The organism is Limnohabitans sp. INBF003 (genome assembly GCF_055396645.1).
This window is the reverse complement of the sequence record NZ_AP029222.1, coordinates 1,494,345-1,510,425: the sequence shown is the minus strand read 5'-3', so window position 1 is coordinate 1,510,425 and position 16,081 is coordinate 1,494,345. Positions and strand designations below refer to the sequence as shown.

Genomic DNA, 16,081 nt, shown 5'->3' with positions numbered 1-16,081 from the left:
TTCCATTTGCCGCAGAGACCATGAACCCATGGTCGTCTTGCTTCCCTTTGAGAGAACCACCGTGAAACACCACTTTCTCGCCTTGGCAATGACCGTTGCTGTCGCCTCGCCTGCGTTGGCCGATCCAGCGCTGGCCAACGCCAAAAAATGCATGGGATGCCACAACGTGGCGGTCAAGGTGGTCGGCCCCAGCTTCAAGGATGTGGCGGCCAAATACAAAACGGACGCCAGCGCCGTGGACAAGTTGGCCACCAAAATCAGGAAAGGTGGCTCAGGCGTGTGGGGCGTTGCGGTCATGCCCGCCAACGACCACGTGAACGAAGCAGAAGCCAGGAAGTTGGCCACCTGGGTGCTGGGTTTGAAGTAATTTCACCCGCAAAAATCAAAAAAGCCCGCTGATGAGCGGGCTTTTTTGCGGGAGACCGTTTTATCGGCTTTCGAATACCGAAAAGGCTTGTGGCATCAAAGGCCGATGGCCGCAATACCCGCCTTGGCAATTTGTGCGTCTTCATTGGATTTGACGCCGCTGACGCCCACTGCACCCAGGCAGAAACCGTCTTTCATGATCGGCACGCCACCTTCGAGCATGCCCTTGATGGTGGGGGCCGACAAAAAGGAGGTGCGGCCACCATTGATAACGTCTTCGTAGCCCTTGGTTTCGCGGCGGCCCAGCGCAGCCGTGTTGGCTTTGGCGGGGGCGATGTGCGAAGAGACTGGGGCTGCACCGTCGAGGCGGGCGAAATGCAACAAATGACCGCCAGCATCCACGATGGCAATGCTCACGGCCCAATTGTTTTTGAGGGCTTCGGCTTCGGCGGCTGCAGCAATGGCTTTGACATCAGACAGTTCGAGGGTGGCTTGGGTTTTCATGGTTTTTGGCGCTGTGAGTTTGAAAAACGCAAGCATACACGGGCAAAACACGCCCATTGCTCACTCCTGCGCAAAACTGATTCACCCGGATAACCCCATCAGCTACCGGATATTGAGGCCTGTACGCCCGGCCCCTACAATGACCAAGTCAAATTCAAAGGCTTGTTTAGGAGATCAACCATGAGCGACCTTCGCACCATCAACACCACAGACTGGGGCCACGGCACCGATCTGGCTTCGCGCAACCGCGTGCTGCGCAACACTTATTGGCTGCTGGCCCTGAGCTTGCTGCCCACCGTTTTGGGGGCCTGGCTGGGCGTGACCACCGGCATCACCCGATCCCTCACTGGTGGTCTGGGACTGGTCGTCTTCATGGCCGGGGCTTTTGGCTTCATGTTCGCCATCGAGAAAACCAAAAACTCGGCGGCTGGCGTGCCCGTGTTGCTGGGTTTCACCTTCTTCATGGGCCTGATGCTCTCGCGCATGATCGCCATGGTGCTGGGCTTCAAAAACGGCTCCGACCTGATCATGACCGCCTTTGCTGGCACCGCCGGTGTGTTCTTTGTCATGGCCAGCCTGGCCAGCACCATCAAGCGTGACATTTCCGGTATGTCGAAATGGCTATTTGTGGGGGCCTTGGCCATCATGATCGGCGGCATCATCAACGTGTTTGTCGGCTCCACAGTCGGCATGATGGTGATCTCGGTCATGGCCATCGGCATCTTCAGTGCCTACATGCTGTATGACTTGAAGCAGATCATCGACGGCGGCGAAACCAACTACATCAGCGCCACTTTGGCCTTGTACCTGGACCTCTTCAACGTGTTCCAAAGCCTCTTGGCCCTGCTGGGCATCATGGGTGGCGAGCGCGACTGATCCGTCTCATGCCCCTCAAAACAAAGGCTCCCTCGGGAGCCTTTGTTGTTGCTGCGTGGCCTTGCGGACTCAAGCCAGTTCAAACACCGCCATGCTTTCCACGTGCGCCGTGTGCGCAAACATGTTGATCACCCCGGCACTCACACAGCGATAACCCGCACGGTGCACCAGAATATCCGCGTCGCGTGCCAAAGTGGCCGGGTTGCAGCTCACATACACAATGCGCTGCGGTGGCGTCCAGCCTTGGCGCAAATCGCGGTTTTCATTCAGTTCGGCCAGTGCTTTGCTCAGGGCAAATGCACCTTCGCGGGGTGGGTCCACCAGCCATTTGTCAGCCGTGCCATCGGCCACCAGCATCTCGGGGGTCATGTCAAACAGGTTGCGGGCCACGAATTGGGTGGGTGCCAGAGCTTGCCCCGCAGCGCGATCGGCCTGGTTGCGGGCGTAGTTGTCGCGGGACCGGGCCACCAGTGTCTCGGCACCTTCAATGCCCAGCACCTCACCCGCTTGCGTGGCGATGGGCAAGGTGAAGTTGCCCAGACCGCAGAACCAGTCGATCACGCGCTCGTGCTTTTGCGCTTGCAGCAAACGCAAGGCGCGGGACACCAACACCCGGTTGATGAACGGGTTGACCTGGGTGAAATCGGTGGGTCTGAAGGGCATGGTGATGCCAAAGTCAGGCAGGCCGTAACTCAGTTGCGGACCGTCCTCGTCCAGCAGCTGCACCGTGTCCGGGCCTTTAGGCTGCAACCACCATTGCACATGTTGCGCAGCGGCAAACGTGCGCAACAAGGCTTTGTCGCCTTCGCTCAAAGGCTCCAGATGGCGCAACACCAAAGCCGTCACATCGTCGCCACAAGCCAGCTCAAGCTGGGGCAAGCTTTCACGTGCGTCCATCTGGCCGATCAGTTCACGCAGCGGCAGCAACATTCGACTCACATGCGGCGGCAAAACCGGGCACACCTTCATATCGGCGATGTAGCGGCTTTTGCGCTCGTGAAAACCAATCAGGACTTCGCCTTTTTTGATCACATAGCGCACCGACAAACGGGCGCGGTAACGGTAACCCCAAGTGGGCCCTTCGATCGGGCGCAGCATGGTTTCGGCTTTGACCTTGCCCAAATGCCACAGGTTGTCTTCGAGCACGCGTTGCTTGATGGCCACTTGGGCCGAGACCTCCAGGTGCTGCATCTTGCAGCCGCCGCAAGAGCCGGTGTGCAGCCCAAAATGCGGGCAGCCCGGACGCACGCGTTGCGAGGATTCATGGTGAATCTCGGTCACGGTGCCATGCTCAAAGCTGCTTTTTTTGCGTCCGACCTGGACCGAAACCACCTCAAAAGGCAAGGCGCCTTCGATGAAAACCACTTTGCCATCGGGCCTGCGGGCAATGCCTTGGGCCTCCATGTCCAGAGAATCCACACGCAACCAGCCTTCTGGCAAATCCGTGCTGGCGTGGTTTTCGGTCTCGGTGGGGGGTATTGAAAGGGAAATGTCTTGTTCGCTCATGCCCCGATTGTCTCAGGATGTCGCGGCTGACTTGGCGATGGGCGAGTCACTTTGACCCATAAAACTCAGTTCCAGGCTTGCAAATATTCCTGCCAATGGGGTTCTTGCCCGGCCAAGGCGCCGACGCTGTCTTTGACGAAGCTGATTTCTTGCTCGTATTCGGCTTCGGTCAAGCCGCCGCGCATCTTCTGAAAGCGGCAATACAGCAAATAGGTGTTCATCACATCGGTTTCGCAATAACGCCGGATGTCTTCGGTTTTGCCCGCCAAAAACTGTTCGTGCACTTGAGAGCCGTCCATGCCCAACTTGCCGGGAAAGCCGCAGAGCTTGGCCATCGCGTCCATGGGGGCGTTGTTTTTGGGGGTGTATTTGGCCAGCAAGTCCATCAGGTCCAGGTGACGCAGGTGGTAGCGCGAGATGTAATTGTTCCACTTGTACTCGCGATCACTGGCGTTGCCGCCCTCGCCCATGTCCCAGTATTTGTCAGCCACCACGCCATGCTGCAGGCCCCTGTGATGCAAGACCGGCAGGTCAAACCCGCTGCCGTTCCAGCTCACCAGCTGAGGTTCGTGCTTTTCGATGGTGTTGAAAAAGGTCTGAACAATCCGGCCTTCGCTTTGCCCGTCGCGGTCCACAAAAGAATGGACCCGCAGCCCATCGGCATTGCGAAAAACGCAGCTGATCACCAAAATCCGCTGCAAATACAAAGGCATGAAGTCGCTTTTGCCCTGCTCTGCCCGCTCGGCCTTCCATTGCGCATGCACTTGCGCATCGGTCAAATCAGGTGACGCCGGGTTCAGCTTGCGCCACCCGGCCACATCGGGCAAGGTCTCGATGTCAAAGACCAGGACGGGCCAGGCCATGGGTTTTCAGCGTTGAGGCAAGAGCGTCACGGGGTTCAATGCTTTGCCCGCCGTGTCGCGAATTTCGAATTTGAGCTTGTAGGCATCCGCATCGGTATTGCCCATTTCAGCAATCTTTTGGCCTTTGGTCACCAGCTGGTCTTCTTTGACGTTGAATTTGTCGTTGTGGCCGTAAGCCGTCAAGTAGCCGTTGTGTTTGATCAGAATCAACTTGCCATAGCCTCTCAAAGACTCGCCCACATAGGCGACCTTTCCGGCTTCAGCCGCCAAAATCGGGTCCCCTTTTTTGCCTGCGATTTCAATGCCTTTGTTGTTCGCATCAAACTTGCTGACCAATTTGCCTTGGCTGGGCCAAATGAACTGCATGGCTTGTGGATTGGCATTGGGCTTGTTGGCGCTGTCTTTGGCGGGCTCTTTGTTGGCCGCCGTGTCTGGGGTGCTGACGGACGATGCCGAACCCGATGCAGGGACCGGACGAACCACCACGCCGGATGTTTCAACCGCACCGCCCGGGGGCGATACGCGCAGCACTTGACCCACTTCAATCACATCGGGATTGGTCAGATTGTTCCAACGGGCCAGATCACGCCAGCCTTGGCCGTTGTCCAGCCCAATGCGGGTGAGCGTATCGCCGCGCTGCACCGTGTAATAACCGGGCTTGCCTGCGTTTTCACTGCCTGGCAAGGGCTTGGGCACCTCCGCCGCAGGTGTTGCGGTGTGTGTGTTCGACCGTCCCATGGTGGTTCGGTCCTCCACGGGGGCAGGTGTGCGCGGTGAAGACGTGCATCCGGCAAGCAGCGCCACGGCCGAAGCCATCAAAACCAAGGGGCGAAAATGTGAAGATGAAGTCATCGGGCTTTAGGTGTTCAGGCAACGCCTGATTTTAGAGGCACAAAATGCACAGCTTCGAGAACCTGACGCTCGAAGCCCTGTGCTGTTTTCAAAATGACCACCAAGGCTTGATGGCCGGCAGGCGTGATGGTCGGGGCAATCAAGCGGCCGCCCACGGCCAGCTGTTCCAGCCAAGTGTCCGGCACGGCGTCACCGCCCGCGGCAGAGATGATGCCCGCATAAGGTGCGCCTTTGGGGTAGCCCAGCATGCCATCGCCAAAGATCAGGTGCACATTGTGCAATCTGAAGGGGCGTAAGTTGGTTCGGGCTTTTTCGTGCAAGCCGCGCAAGCGCTCGATGCTGTAGACCTCGGTGGCCACATGGCTGAGCACAGCGGCCTGATAACCGCAACCCGTACCGATTTCCAGAATGCGGCCCAATTGACCAGGCGCATCCTGGCACAGCAGTTCGACCATGCGCGCCACCACATTGGGTTTGGAGATGGTCTGCCCCAAACCGATGGGCAAGCTGGTGTCTTCGTAGGCTTGGTTGACCAGTGCGCTTTCGACAAAACGGTGACGCTCGACAAGACCCATGGCCTCCAGCACGCGGGAGTCTTTGACGCCCTGCTCGGCCAATTTGCGCACCATGCGGGCACGAACCGCACCCGAGTCCAAACCCAGGCCAGACACGGGTGATGCGACTTTGGGCAACAGCGCGGAGGGCATCGATGCTGCACGCACGGAAGAAGCAGCGGGTTTGGGTGTGGCTGGCCCGGATGCGCCTGTTTGCGACAGCTTGACCGGGAACCCTGGGCGTTGGCTCATGCTGCGCCTTGGGTGGCCAAGCGGCCCAGCGTGTGTGTCCAGTGGTCCAAGTGGGCGTGATCGGTCAAGTCCACCTTGAGCGGCGTCACCACCACATGGCCCAAACCAGCGGCATGAAAGTCGGTGCCTTCGCTGTCGTCCATGGCAGGGCCCGCATTGCCAATCCAGTACATGGTCTGGCCACGCGGATCCACTTGGGTGATCACCGGCTCGGCGGCATGGCGGCGACCCAGACGACACAGCTTGGCGGCCTTGATTTCATCCAACGGCAGGTTCGGAATGTTCACATTCAAAAGCCATGGCTGGGTGTCCAACAAATCGCCCGCTTTCATTTGTTGAACGAGTTCTTTGACTTTGGCGGCTGCAGCATTCACATGCGCCCAGCCTTTGTCGATTTGCGACACCGCCATGGCGGGAATGCCAAACAAATACCCTTCCATGGCCGCGCCCACGGTGCCCGAATAAAGGGTGTCATCGCCCATGTTCGCGCCGTTGTTGATGCCGGAAATCACCAAATCGGGGCGATAGCCCAACAAGCCGGTCAGGGCAATGTGCACGCAGTCAGCGGGCGTGCCATTGACGTAGCGAAAGCCGTTGTCGGCGCGGTTCACATACAAGGGGGTGTGCAAGGTCAAGGCGTTGGATTTGGCACTGTTGTTGTGCTCGGGCGCCACCACTTCCACGTCGGCCATGGTTTTCAATGCTTCGTAAAGGGCCACGATCCCTTCGGCGCGAAAGCCATCGTCATTGGAAATGAGAATTTTCATGCGGTGTCCCTGTCAATGCCTCGATTGTAGGCGGCAGGCAAGCGGATGGATCACCGTCAAATTCGTCGCTAGGGGGACATGGTGAGGCCCCTCTGTCTGCCTAAGATACAGCAGACAGATCCAACATGACACAAGGAGAAAATGCATGCACGCTTGGCTTTGCGAGAACCCGGTTGGGGTTGACGCGCTCACCTGGAAAGAACTGCCCACGCCAACGCCCGGTCCGGGTCAGGTCCTGATTCAAATCCAGGCCGCCAGCCTGAATTTCCCAGACCTGCTCATCGTTCAAAACAAATACCAGATGAAGCCCGAGCTGCCCTTTGTGCCGGGCTCTGAATACGCGGGTGTGGTGCAAGCCCTGGGTGAAGGCGTCACGCACCTGAAAGTGGGCCAAACCGTGGCGTGCCTGTCGGGCACGGGCGGCTTTGGCACCCACACCTTGGCACCCGCCAAGCTGTGCATGCCTTTGCCCGCAGGGTTTTCAGCTGTCGATGGTGCGGCGTTCATCATGACTTATGCCACCTCGCACCATGCGCTGGTGGACCGTGCGGCGCTGAAAGCTGGAGAAACGGTGCTGGTACTGGGTGCCGCAGGCGGCGTGGGCACGGCCGCCATCCAGATCGCTAAGGCCATGGGGGCCAAAGTGATTGCGGCGGCATCGACCGACGAAAAATGTGCTTTGTGCACAACGCTTGGGGCGGACGCCACCATCAATTACAGCCGCGAGAACCTGCGCGAAGCCCTGAAAACGTTGACTGAAGGCCGAGGCCCCGATGTGATTTATGACCCCGTGGGCGGCGACTTGGCCGAACCGGCTTTCCGCTCCATTGCCTGGCGCGGCCGCTACCTGGTGGTGGGTTTTGCGGGCGGCCCCATCCCCGCCCTGCCCTTGAACCTGCCTTTGCTCAAGGGCGCGTCTTTGGTGGGCGTCTTTTGGGGCGATTTCGCCAAGCGCGAGCCTCAAGCTAATGCGGCCATGATGGGCGAGCTGGCCCAGTGGTACGGACAAGGCAAGATCAAACCCGTGATTGACCGAACTTTGCCCATGAACGACTTGAAGGCGGCTTACACCTTGATGGGCTCACGCAGCGTCAAAGGCAAACTGGTCATGTTCAATTGACGTCCATGCAAGGTCCATCTTGACCTTCCTCTGACCCGTCCTAAATTAGGTTGACACCTGGGACGGTGATTCAAGCCGACGAATGTCGGCCAAAGACGCCCGATGCACCGCATCGGGCGTTTGCATTTTCAGCGATAAATGAGGGCGCTCGTCGTTATAGATCTGCACTGACTCTCGCACCATCCGCCGCGCTTGCTCCAAATCAGCGGGGCGCTGCAACAGCAACTCGCCTTTGAGGATGCCGTTGACCCGCTCTGCCAGCGCATTTTGGTAACAGTCGTAGCCATCGGTCATCGAGCACAGCAGGCCGTGGCGCTGATGAATGGCTTGGTAATAGTTCGAGCAGTACTGGATGCCCCGATCCGAGTGATGCACCAAGCGTTGATCACTTTGACGTGTGCGCAAGGCCATTTTCAAGGCTTGTGCTACCGGCTCGGTTTGCAAGCTGTCGTGCACATGCCAGCCCACGATCTTGCGCGAGTAGGCATCAGTGACCAAGCTCAGGTAGACAAATTTGTCGTTCGTGGGCAAGTAGGTGATATCGGCCACCCATACTTGCTCGCTGGCTGTAGCGCACAGTTGCTGCGCCCCCGCCTTGAGCAAGTTCGGATGGCGACGAAACCGGTGATGGCTGTCTGTGGTCTTGTGATACGCCCGTCGCTGCGGCACCAGCATGCCAGCGTTGCGCAGCACATCAAACATCGCATCGCGCCCCAGTTCAATGCCAGCACGCTGCAGTGACTCGTGCAACACATGGTGCAGCTTGCGTGTGCCCAACCGAGGCTGTCGCACACGCCAATCTCGCACCAACTTCACCACCGCCTGGCTTCGACTCTCAAGCTGGGCATGACGCCGCTGGCCCTGATAGTAAGCTTGGCGACTCACCCCCATATGGCGGCAAGCCCTCTTCACACTCAACCCTTGGACGAGTTGCTGCGAGAGGACTTGCCCAAAGGCTTTTTTACGACGCGCACCCCATAGTCCTTCTTCAGGACGTCCAGTACAGCCTCGAACAACTGGGCCTTCTCGTTGGCCTCTTTCAGTTGAACTTGCAAGGCCTTGATCTGTTGCTCGGGTGTCAGAGATGTGGGTGTTTTGTCTCGGGGCATGGCTGCCGATGATGCCTGAATGCCCCAGCTTTGGCGTCCATGCTTGCGCATCCACACCAGCACCGTCGAGCGTCCTTGGATCCCATACCGTTGCTGCGCTTGTGTGTAGGTCAGCTCGCCTTTTTCTACTTGCTCGACCACAGCCAGTTTAAAAGCCAGCGTGTAGTCTTTCTGAGTTCTCTTGATGCCTGATTCCATTTGACTTGCCTTTTCTTTCAAGAAAAGGTGTCAACCTCTGGCAGGACGGGTCACTCACATGAAAAAGGAGGCCTGAAAAGGCCTCCTTTTTTGTTTGTCTGCGGCGCCAGGCCGACAGAGGATCAGCTGGCCGTGGCTTCTTCGGGCTCGGTGGGCTCTGAACGCGAAGCGCGGCTTTCCTTCTTCGGGTTGGGCGTGATGTCCAACAACACCTCGTCCTTGTCGTCGATGTCCACCGTCAGGCGGCCACCTTCGGTCAGGCGACCAAACAGCAGCTCGTCGGCCAAGGCCTTGCGGATGGTGTCCTGGATCAGGCGCTGCATCGGGCGTGCGCCCATGAGCGGATCGAAACCCTTCTTGCCCAGGAACTTGCGCAGCTTGTCGGTGAAAGTGACTTCGACCTTTTTCTCGCCCAATTGCTGTTCCAGTTGCAGCAAGAACTTGTCCACCACACGCAGGATGATCTGCTCGTCCAGCGGCTTGAAGCTGACCATGGCATCCAGGCGGTTGCGAAACTCGGGCGTGAACAATCGTTTGATGTCGCCCATCTCGTCCCCGGCCTGACGCGGATTGGTGAAGCCAATGGTGGCCTTGTTCATGGTCTCGGCACCCGCGTTGGTGGTCATGATGATGATCACGTTGCGGAAGTCGGCCTTGCGCCCGTTGTTGTCGGTCAAGGTGCCGTGGTCCATCACCTGCAGCAGCACATTGAAGATGTCCGGGTGGGCTTTCTCGATCTCATCGAGCAAAAGCACGCAATGCGGCTTCTTGGTCACGGCTTCGGTCAACAGGCCCCCCTGGTCAAAGCCCACATAGCCCGGAGGCGCACCGATCAGGCGACTGACGGCATGGCGCTCCATGTACTCGGACATGTCAAAGCGGATCAGCTCAATGCCCAAGATGTAGGCCAGTTGCTTGGCCGCTTCGGTCTTGCCCACGCCCGTGGGGCCAGAGAACAGGAAGGAGCCAATCGGCTTGTCGGTCTTGCCCAGGCCCGAGCGGGCCATCTTGACGGCCGATGCCAGCACTTCGAGGGCTTTGTCTTGGCCAAACACCACCGATTTGAGGTCACGCTCGATGGTCTGCAACTTGCTGCGGTCGTCGTTGGACACATTGGCCGGCGGGATGCGGGCGATCTTGGCCACGATGTCTTCGATCTCGGCCTTGCCAATGGTTTTCTTGCGCTTGGACGCGACCTGGATGCGTTGGGCGGCACCGGCTTCGTCGATCACGTCAATCGCCTTGTCGGGCAATTGCCGGTCGTTGATGAACTTGGCCGACAACTCGGCAGCGGCTTGCAAGGCTGCGATGGTGTACTTGACGCTGTGGTGGTCTTCAAAACGGCTCTTGAGGCCTTTGAGGATGTCCACGGTCTCGGATACGGTCGGCTCAACCACGTCCACTTTCTGGAAGCGACGGCTGAGTGCGGCGTCTTTTTCAAAGATGCCCCGGTATTCGGTGAAGGTGGTCGCGCCAATGCACTTGAGCTGGCCGCTGGAGAGCGCGGGCTTGAGCAAATTGGATGCATCGAGCGTGCCGCCCGAAGCCGCACCCGCACCGATCAGGGTGTGGATTTCGTCGATGAACAGGATGCCGTTGGGCTTGTCCTTGAGCGACTTCAACACGCCCTTGAGGCGTTGCTCAAAGTCACCCCGGTATTTGGTGCCGGCCAGCAAAGCGCCCATGTCGAGCGAATACACCGTGGCCTCGGCCAAAATTTCGGGTACCGTGCCCTGGGTGATGCGCCAGGCCAGGCCCTCGGCAATCGCGGTTTTGCCCACACCGGCTTCGCCCACCAGCAGCGGGTTGTTCTTGCGGCGGCGGCACAAAATCTGGATCGTGCGCTCGACTTCGTACTCGCGCCCAATCAGCGGGTCGATCTTGCCTTCCTTGGCCGCCTGGTTCAGGTTGTTGGTGTACTGCTCCAGTGGCGAAGCTTTTTCGCTGCGCTCGCCGCCATTGCCGCCCTCTTCGCCTTCGCTGCTCGAAGGGTTTTCGGCCGATTTGGCAGCCTCTGGCGGGTCGCTCTTGCGAATGCCGTGGGCAATGAAGTTCACCACATCCAGACGGGTGATGCCTTGCTGGTGCAAGTAGTAAACCGCGTGCGAGTCTTTTTCGCCAAAGATGGCGACCAGCACGTTGGCCCCGTTCACTTCCTTTTTGCCACTGCCTGTGGATTGCACATGCATGATGGCGCGCTGAATGACGCGTTGAAAGCCCAAGGTGGGCTGGGTGTCCACCTCTTCGGTGCCCGCAACCTGTGGGGTGTTGTCCTTGATGAAGTTGCTCAAGGCGTTGCGCAGGTCATCGATGTTGGCGGCGCAAGCGCGCAGAACCTCAGCGGCGCTGGGGTTGTCCAGCAAGGCCAACAGCAGGTGCTCGACCGTGATGAATTCGTGACGCTGCTGACGGGCCTCGACAAAGGCCATGTGCAAGCTGACTTCCAATTCTTGGGCAATCATGTGATTTCCTTTTTGCCTTGCTGTGAGAGATAGAAACGATGTGGGGGGTAATACCCACTATTCAATGGGTTCGCTGACACATTGCAGCGGATGGCCTGCCTGTTTGGCAGCGTCCAGCACCTGGTCCACCTTGGTGGCGGCGACATCACGGGAGTAAACCCCGCAAACGCCTTTGCCGTCCAGGTGGATCTTGAGCATGATCTGGGTAGCCGCTTCACGGTCTTTGCTGAAAAACTCCTGGATCACCATCACCACGAATTCCATGGGGGTGTAGTCATCGTTCAGCATCGCCACCTGGTACATCTGGGGCGGTTCAATTTTTTGCGCTCGTCGTTCAAGCACCACCGAATCACCGCCATCGGGCGTTCGGGGTGTCACGGTCGGCAGCGTGGGATTTGCAGGTTTTTTCGTTGCCATGAATTCATTCTATCGAGGCTTTCAAGCCCTTTGAGACCGAGGTCTGAAAAGACTTGGATGCCAGCCGTCCAAAATCAGCCGCCCCCGGGAAAACCTCACATTGACAAAATTGACAATGGCGATTCACACTGAGGCCAACAATAACGGAGACATCGTATGCCCAGTGGTACGGTCAAATGGTTCAACGATGCCAAAGGTTTCGGTTTCATCCAGCCCGATGGCGGCGGCCCTGACGCTTTTGCCCACTTTTCAGCCATCCAGACGGACGGGTACAAAAGCTTGAAAGAAGGCTCAAGAGTCAACTTTGAGCTGACGGAGGGCGCAAAAGGTCTGATGGCCGCGAACATCCGGACTGAAAACACCCACCTTGAGGCGGCTCAACAGCCCGCCAGCGACAGCCCCGACCCTGGCGCATGAAAATTCAGGGTCAGGTCGCACCCTCCAGCCAAAAAGTACCGCCCAGCCGTTATCCTCTGAGGCTTGGTATTTGGCCCAGCGCATTTAAAACATGAACTTCACCGCTTTTATGGCTTCATTGACTGCTCGCAAGTTGCGCCACGCTTGTGCGTTGGCCCTTGCATCGCTGACTTTGGCCGCCTTCGCCCAGCAGACACCACAGCTTCAATTGCCCCGGACCAAGCTGAATGCCGGCATGCACGTGCTGGACGTCCAGCTGGCCCAAACCCCCGAGCAGCGGCAAATCGGCCTGATGTGGCGCAAGGAAATGCCGCAGCACGAAGGCATGTTGTTTGTTTTTGAGCAGCCGGCCACGCAGTGCTTCTGGATGCGAAACACCTTGATTCCCCTGTCTGCAGCCTTCGTGGCCGATGACGGCACCATCGTGAACATCGCCGACATGAAGCCCCAAAGCGATGACTCCCACTGCTCCGACAAGCCCGTGCGCTACGTTCTGGAAATGAATGTCGGCTGGTTTGCCAAACGGCAGTTGAAAGCAGGCTACAAATTGGGCGGCTCGGCCTTCACGCGCTAGCCAGCCCAAAACCGCAGAGGCGATGGACTGGGCTTGCTCAAACGCCCCAAACCACGTCGGATTTTTCGGCCAGGCAGCGCTTGAGCAATTTGAGCATGGGGGCTGCCCGTTGAGCCAAACTCACGGTATTCAAAGGCACGGACTCATCGTCATCGCCAGACATCAGTGATTGGCCCTTGTCTGCGCGCTGTTTTCTGTCTGACTCGTCTTGCGCCACAGCCGACGCCAATGCGGCAATCGCGGTTGGCAAATCGTCAAATTGAAGAATCCCTTTGACCGGATCGTTGCCCAGGATGATTTTGAGCACCCTGCGGGCATCGGCTTCCAGCATGATGAGATCGCTGCCGGCCTGGGATTTGAACTTGAACAACATGCTGCACTCCAAAAATAATGGATTCAGCGGCCGACCGTCTCCACGCCTTCGTCTTCGTCGGTATCGCCCTGAATCAAGGCCTTCAGTTTATGGCTGGCATGGAAGGTGGCGACACGACGTGCATCAATCGGGATCAATTCTCCCGTGCGGGGATTGCGCCCGGGGCGCGCCGCCTTGGTGCGGATCTGGAAGTTGCCAAAGCCGGAAATCTTGACGTCATCCCCGGTGATCAGGCTGTCCACGACCAAATCAAAGAACGCATCCACCATGTCCTTGGACTCGCGCTTGTTCAAGCCGATCTGCTCAAACAGCAAATCGGCCAGGTGCGCTTTGGTCAGCGCCGGGGTTTCCAAGGTTTCAAAGCTGATTTGCATGAGCAGGTCCGTGATCAGGGTTGGCTTGCATCAGCCACGCAATCGGGCTGCCACTTGGCGCGTGAGCTGGTCGACCACCGCCGCCATGGCCGCATCGATCTGGGCGTCGGTGAGGGTCGCCTCGTCGCTGTGCAGCGTCAGGCGCACCGCCAGGCTCTTTTCACCCACGGCCAGCGCCCCGGTGGACTCGGCTTTGGGACGGTAAATGTCAAACAGCACAGCATCGCGCAGCAAGCCCTGCGTGGGCGCAGCGTGGATGGCCGTCATCAGCTGCCCGTGCGTGACCTGTTCGCTCACGATGACCGCGATGTCACGCTCCACCGACTGGTGCTTGGCCACAGCCTGTGCCACCGGCACCACGCGTGCAGTGACGGCATCGAGCGACAACTCGAACACCACCGGTGCACTGCTCAGCTCCCAAACCTGACGCCAGCGGGGGTGCAACTCGCCCACATGACCGATGACCTCACCATCGAGCAGCACCTGGGCCGAGCGGCCGGGGTGCAGCGCGGGGTGCTCGGCGGCCACAAATTCGGGCTTGCGCGGGGCCAGCAACTTTTCAACATCGGCCTTGACGTCGTAGAAATCAACGTTGCGGGCCTTGCCCTGCCAGCCTAAAGGCTCGACGGGGCCCCAAGCCATACCCGCCACGCGCATGGGCTGATCGAAACCCTCCACGGTGGTGTCGGTGCTTTGCACAGCGGCATTGCGCAGGAACACGCGGCCCAGCTCAAACACGCGCACGCGGTCGGCCTTGTGGTCGGCATTGAACTTGACCACCTGCAGCAGCGAGCCGATCAGGCTGGAGCGCATCACACTCATCTGGCTGGCGATCGGATTCAGCAAGCGAATCGGGTTGGGCTGGCCAGCCAGGTCGCGCTCCCAGGCTTCTTCGACAAAGCTGTAGTTGATGGTTTCCTGGTAACCCAATGCGGCAATGGCGCGGCGCACGGTCGACGGGCTGCGCTCGGTCTCGCGGCGCACCTTGGCGGTGATGGGGGCCAAAGGCGGGTTGGTCGGCAGGTTGTTGTAACCCACCATGCGGGCCACTTCCTCGATCAGGTCTTCCTCGATTTGCAGGTCAAAGCGGAAGCTCGGGGGCGTCACAGTGACGGTGCCATCGCCTTCGCTCACCTGCAAGCCCAGGCCGCGCAGCGCATCTGAGCACTGCTGTTGTGTGAGCGGCATGCCGATGACTTTGACTGCACGGGCCACACGCAGCGTGACGGGTTGGATCGCCGGGGTGTTCAGGGTCTGGTCGTCGATAGGGCCGACCTTCGTCTCGGGCGTGCCGCAAATGTCCAGCACCAGCTGGGTGATGCGCTCGATGTGTTCCACCGTCAGCTGCGGGTCCACGCCACGCTCGAAGCGGTGACCGGCATCGGTCGAGAAGTTGTAGCGGCGCGAACGGCCCGCGATGGCCGTGGGCCACCAGAAAGCGGCTTCGATGTAGATGTTTTGCGTGTCATCCGACACGGCCGTGGCGTCGCCGCCCATGATGCCCGCCAAGGATTCGACCTGGCTGTCGTCGGCGATCACGCCGACCTTGTCGTCCACCGTCACGGTGTTGCCGTTGAGCAGCTTGAGCGATTCACCGGCCTTGCCCCAGCGCACCTGCAGGCCGCCGTGGATCTTGTCGAGGTCAAAAATGTGCGAGGGTCGACCGAACTCGAACATCACGTAGTTGGAGATGTCCACCAGCGGGCTCACGCTGCGCTGGCCGCAACGGGCCAGGCGGTCCACCATCCACGGCGGTGTCTGGGCCTTTGTGTTCACGCCTTTGACCACGCGACCGCTGAAACGGCCGCACAGGTCGGGGGCCTGCACCTGCACAGCCAGCTTGTCGCTGACTTGGGTGGGCACGGCGGGGAAAGTCGGAGCCTTCAATGGCGCGCCGGTCAGGGCCGATACTTCGCGGGCGATGCCGTACACGCTCAGGCAATGCGCCAGATTCGGCGTGAGCTTGAGCGTCATCAGGGTGTCGTCCAGATTCAGGTACTGGCGGATGTCTTGACCCAGCGGCGCGTCTGCGGGCAACTCCAGCAAGCCGCCATGGTCGTCGGCAATTTGCAGCTCTTTGGCCGAACACAGCATGCCCTGACTTTCGACACCGCGCAGCTTGCCGACCTTGATGACGAAAGGCTTGCCATCTTCGCCCGGCGGCAATTCAGCCCCCACCATGGCGCAAGGCACGCGGATGCCCACGCGGGCGTTGGGCGCACCGCACACGATGTTCAGCAGGCTGCCCTGCCCCACGTCCACTTGGCACACGCGCAGGCGGTCGGCGTTGGGGTGCTGCACGGCTTCCTTGATTTCACCGACCACGATCTTCGTGAATGGCGGGGCCACGGGCTCCAGCTCTTCCACTTCGAGACCGGCCATGGTCAAGGTATCGGCCAATTGTTGTGTCGTCAGGGACGGGTTGCAGAACTCGCGCAACCAGGATTCAGGAAATTGCATTTGCAGGGCTCACTTCGGTTGGCCAGGCGGCACACGC

At 59.3% G+C, this 16,081-nt stretch carries 17 protein-coding genes; 5 read left to right on the top strand and 12 right to left on the bottom strand.

Going from position 1 to position 16,081, the window contains the following annotated elements:
* Positions 1-88 precede the first annotated feature (88 nt).
* Positions 89-367 carry a c-type cytochrome gene (locus tag ACZ5VE_RS06900; RefSeq protein ID WP_464457455.1) on the top strand — a complete coding sequence of 93 codons (279 nt, stop codon included), beginning with the start codon at positions 89-91 and terminating at the stop codon, positions 365-367.
* Positions 368-462: 95 nt separating this feature from the next.
* On the opposite strand, the gene ACZ5VE_RS06895 is transcribed toward ACZ5VE_RS06900, so the two are convergent.
* Positions 463-870 carry a GlcG/HbpS family heme-binding protein gene (locus tag ACZ5VE_RS06895; RefSeq protein ID WP_464457260.1) on the bottom strand — a complete coding sequence of 136 codons (408 nt, stop codon included), beginning with the start codon at positions 868-870 and terminating at the stop codon, positions 463-465.
* Positions 871-1,050: 180 nt separating this feature from the next.
* Here ACZ5VE_RS06895 and ACZ5VE_RS06890 point away from each other — a divergent pair, with 180 nt between their 5' ends.
* Positions 1,051-1,746: a Bax inhibitor-1/YccA family protein gene (locus tag ACZ5VE_RS06890; RefSeq protein WP_464457259.1), complete on the top strand. Its 696-nt coding sequence runs from the start codon at positions 1,051-1,053 to the stop codon at positions 1,744-1,746.
* A 69-nt stretch (positions 1,747-1,815) separates the two neighbouring features.
* Here the strand turns inward: ACZ5VE_RS06890 and rlmD are convergent, their stop codons facing one another.
* From rlmD to surE, 5 genes are all read right to left on the bottom strand, one after another.
* On the bottom strand, positions 1,816-3,252 hold the full coding sequence (gene rlmD, locus ACZ5VE_RS06885; protein ID WP_464457258.1) for a 23S rRNA (uracil(1939)-C(5))-methyltransferase RlmD: 1,437 nt from the start codon (positions 3,250-3,252) through the stop codon (positions 1,816-1,818).
* Positions 3,253-3,317: 65 nt separating this feature from the next.
* A complete protein-coding gene (locus ACZ5VE_RS06880; protein WP_464457257.1) occupies positions 3,318-4,115 on the bottom strand; it encodes a 3'-5' exonuclease in 798 nt (265 codons plus the stop codon).
* A 6-nt stretch (positions 4,116-4,121) separates the two neighbouring features.
* Positions 4,122-4,967: a peptidoglycan DD-metalloendopeptidase family protein gene (locus tag ACZ5VE_RS06875; RefSeq protein WP_464457256.1), complete on the bottom strand. Its 846-nt coding sequence runs from the start codon at positions 4,965-4,967 to the stop codon at positions 4,122-4,124.
* A gap of 14 nt (positions 4,968-4,981) precedes the next feature.
* Entirely contained in the window at positions 4,982-5,773 is a 792-nt protein-coding gene (locus ACZ5VE_RS06870; protein WP_464457255.1) for a protein-L-isoaspartate(D-aspartate) O-methyltransferase, read from the bottom strand.
* Entirely contained in the window at positions 5,770-6,540 is a 771-nt protein-coding gene (gene surE, locus ACZ5VE_RS06865) for a 5'/3'-nucleotidase SurE (RefSeq protein ID WP_464457254.1), read from the bottom strand. The genes ACZ5VE_RS06870 and surE overlap by 4 nt, the downstream gene beginning before the upstream one ends.
* Before the next feature lie 145 nt (positions 6,541-6,685).
* Between surE and ACZ5VE_RS06860 the strand changes: the two genes are divergently transcribed.
* On the top strand, positions 6,686-7,660 hold the full coding sequence (locus ACZ5VE_RS06860) for an NADPH:quinone oxidoreductase family protein (RefSeq protein WP_464457253.1): 975 nt from the start codon (positions 6,686-6,688) through the stop codon (positions 7,658-7,660).
* Positions 7,661-7,705: 45 nt separating this feature from the next.
* On the opposite strand, the gene ACZ5VE_RS06855 is transcribed toward ACZ5VE_RS06860, so the two are convergent.
* The 3 genes from ACZ5VE_RS06855 to clpS all read right to left on the bottom strand — a co-directional run bounded on the left by ACZ5VE_RS06855 (position 7,706) and on the right by clpS (position 11,846).
* A protein-coding gene (locus tag ACZ5VE_RS06855; RefSeq protein WP_464454783.1) for an IS3 family transposase occupies positions 7,706-8,967 on the bottom strand; the annotation gives its coding sequence in 2 pieces (ribosomal slippage) (positions 7,706-8,610 and positions 8,610-8,967; 1,263 coding nt in all).
* Between the two features lie 122 nt (positions 8,968-9,089).
* Positions 9,090-11,429, bottom strand: a complete 2,340-nt coding sequence (gene clpA / locus ACZ5VE_RS06850; RefSeq protein WP_464457252.1) for an ATP-dependent Clp protease ATP-binding subunit ClpA — start codon at positions 11,427-11,429, stop codon at positions 9,090-9,092.
* A 57-nt stretch (positions 11,430-11,486) separates the two neighbouring features.
* Positions 11,487-11,846 (bottom strand): ATP-dependent Clp protease adapter ClpS, encoded by a 360-nt coding sequence (gene clpS, locus ACZ5VE_RS06845; RefSeq protein WP_416561072.1) that lies wholly within the window; start codon positions 11,844-11,846, stop codon positions 11,487-11,489.
* A 156-nt stretch (positions 11,847-12,002) separates the two neighbouring features.
* On the opposite strand from clpS, the gene ACZ5VE_RS06840 reads away from it, so the two are divergent.
* Both ACZ5VE_RS06840 and ACZ5VE_RS06835 read left to right on the top strand, forming a co-directional pair.
* Positions 12,003-12,263, top strand: a complete 261-nt coding sequence (locus ACZ5VE_RS06840) for a cold-shock protein (RefSeq protein WP_464457251.1) — start codon at positions 12,003-12,005, stop codon at positions 12,261-12,263.
* 91 nt (positions 12,264-12,354) lie between these two features.
* Positions 12,355-12,837: a DUF192 domain-containing protein gene (locus ACZ5VE_RS06835; RefSeq protein WP_464457250.1), complete on the top strand. Its 483-nt coding sequence runs from the start codon at positions 12,355-12,357 to the stop codon at positions 12,835-12,837.
* Between the two features lie 37 nt (positions 12,838-12,874).
* Here the strand turns inward: ACZ5VE_RS06835 and ACZ5VE_RS06830 are convergent, their stop codons facing one another.
* The 3 genes from ACZ5VE_RS06830 to pheT are packed head-to-tail and all read right to left on the bottom strand — an operon-like array spanning position 12,875 to position 16,044.
* Positions 12,875-13,210, bottom strand: a complete 336-nt coding sequence (locus ACZ5VE_RS06830) for a DUF1840 domain-containing protein (protein ID WP_464457249.1) — start codon at positions 13,208-13,210, stop codon at positions 12,875-12,877.
* 23 nt (positions 13,211-13,233) lie between these two features.
* Entirely contained in the window at positions 13,234-13,584 is a 351-nt protein-coding gene (locus ACZ5VE_RS06825) for an integration host factor subunit alpha (RefSeq protein WP_464457248.1), read from the bottom strand.
* Positions 13,585-13,614: 30 nt separating this feature from the next.
* Complete coding sequence (gene pheT / locus ACZ5VE_RS06820) at positions 13,615-16,044, bottom strand: phenylalanine--tRNA ligase subunit beta (RefSeq protein WP_464457247.1); 2,430 nt, start codon at positions 16,042-16,044, stop codon at positions 13,615-13,617.
* Between the last annotated feature and the right edge of the window lie 37 nt (positions 16,045-16,081).

Bases quoted from the DNA above. Each gene is read 5' to 3' on its own strand.
- ACZ5VE_RS06835 (WP_464457250.1), top strand. From the start codon at position 12,355: ATGAACTTCACCGCTTTTATGGCTTCATTGACTGCTCGCAAGTTGCGC.
- ACZ5VE_RS06895 (WP_464457260.1), bottom strand. From the start codon at position 870: ATGAAAACCCAAGCCACCCTCGAACTGTCTGATGTCAAAGCCATTGCT.
- ACZ5VE_RS06830 (WP_464457249.1), bottom strand. From the start codon at position 13,210: ATGTTGTTCAAGTTCAAATCCCAGGCCGGCAGCGATCTCATCATGCTG.
- ACZ5VE_RS06840 (WP_464457251.1), top strand. From the start codon at position 12,003: ATGCCCAGTGGTACGGTCAAATGGTTCAACGATGCCAAAGGTTTCGGT.
- rlmD (WP_464457258.1), bottom strand. From the start codon at position 3,252: ATGAGCGAACAAGACATTTCCCTTTCAATACCCCCCACCGAGACCGAA.
- pheT (WP_464457247.1), bottom strand. From the start codon at position 16,044: ATGCAATTTCCTGAATCCTGGTTGCGCGAGTTCTGCAACCCGTCCCTG.
- surE (WP_464457254.1), bottom strand. From the start codon at position 6,540: ATGAAAATTCTCATTTCCAATGACGATGGCTTTCGCGCCGAAGGGATC.
- ACZ5VE_RS06880 (WP_464457257.1), bottom strand. From the start codon at position 4,115: ATGGCCTGGCCCGTCCTGGTCTTTGACATCGAGACCTTGCCCGATGTG.
- ACZ5VE_RS06890 (WP_464457259.1), top strand. From the start codon at position 1,051: ATGAGCGACCTTCGCACCATCAACACCACAGACTGGGGCCACGGCACC.
- ACZ5VE_RS06875 (WP_464457256.1), bottom strand. From the start codon at position 4,967: ATGACTTCATCTTCACATTTTCGCCCCTTGGTTTTGATGGCTTCGGCC.
- clpS (WP_416561072.1), bottom strand. From the start codon at position 11,846: ATGGCAACGAAAAAACCTGCAAATCCCACGCTGCCGACCGTGACACCC.
- ACZ5VE_RS06825 (WP_464457248.1), bottom strand. From the start codon at position 13,584: ATGCAAATCAGCTTTGAAACCTTGGAAACCCCGGCGCTGACCAAAGCG.
- ACZ5VE_RS06870 (WP_464457255.1), bottom strand. From the start codon at position 5,773: ATGAGCCAACGCCCAGGGTTCCCGGTCAAGCTGTCGCAAACAGGCGCA.
- clpA (WP_464457252.1), bottom strand. From the start codon at position 11,429: ATGATTGCCCAAGAATTGGAAGTCAGCTTGCACATGGCCTTTGTCGAG.
- ACZ5VE_RS06860 (WP_464457253.1), top strand. From the start codon at position 6,686: ATGCACGCTTGGCTTTGCGAGAACCCGGTTGGGGTTGACGCGCTCACC.
- ACZ5VE_RS06900 (WP_464457455.1), top strand. From the start codon at position 89: ATGACCGTTGCTGTCGCCTCGCCTGCGTTGGCCGATCCAGCGCTGGCC.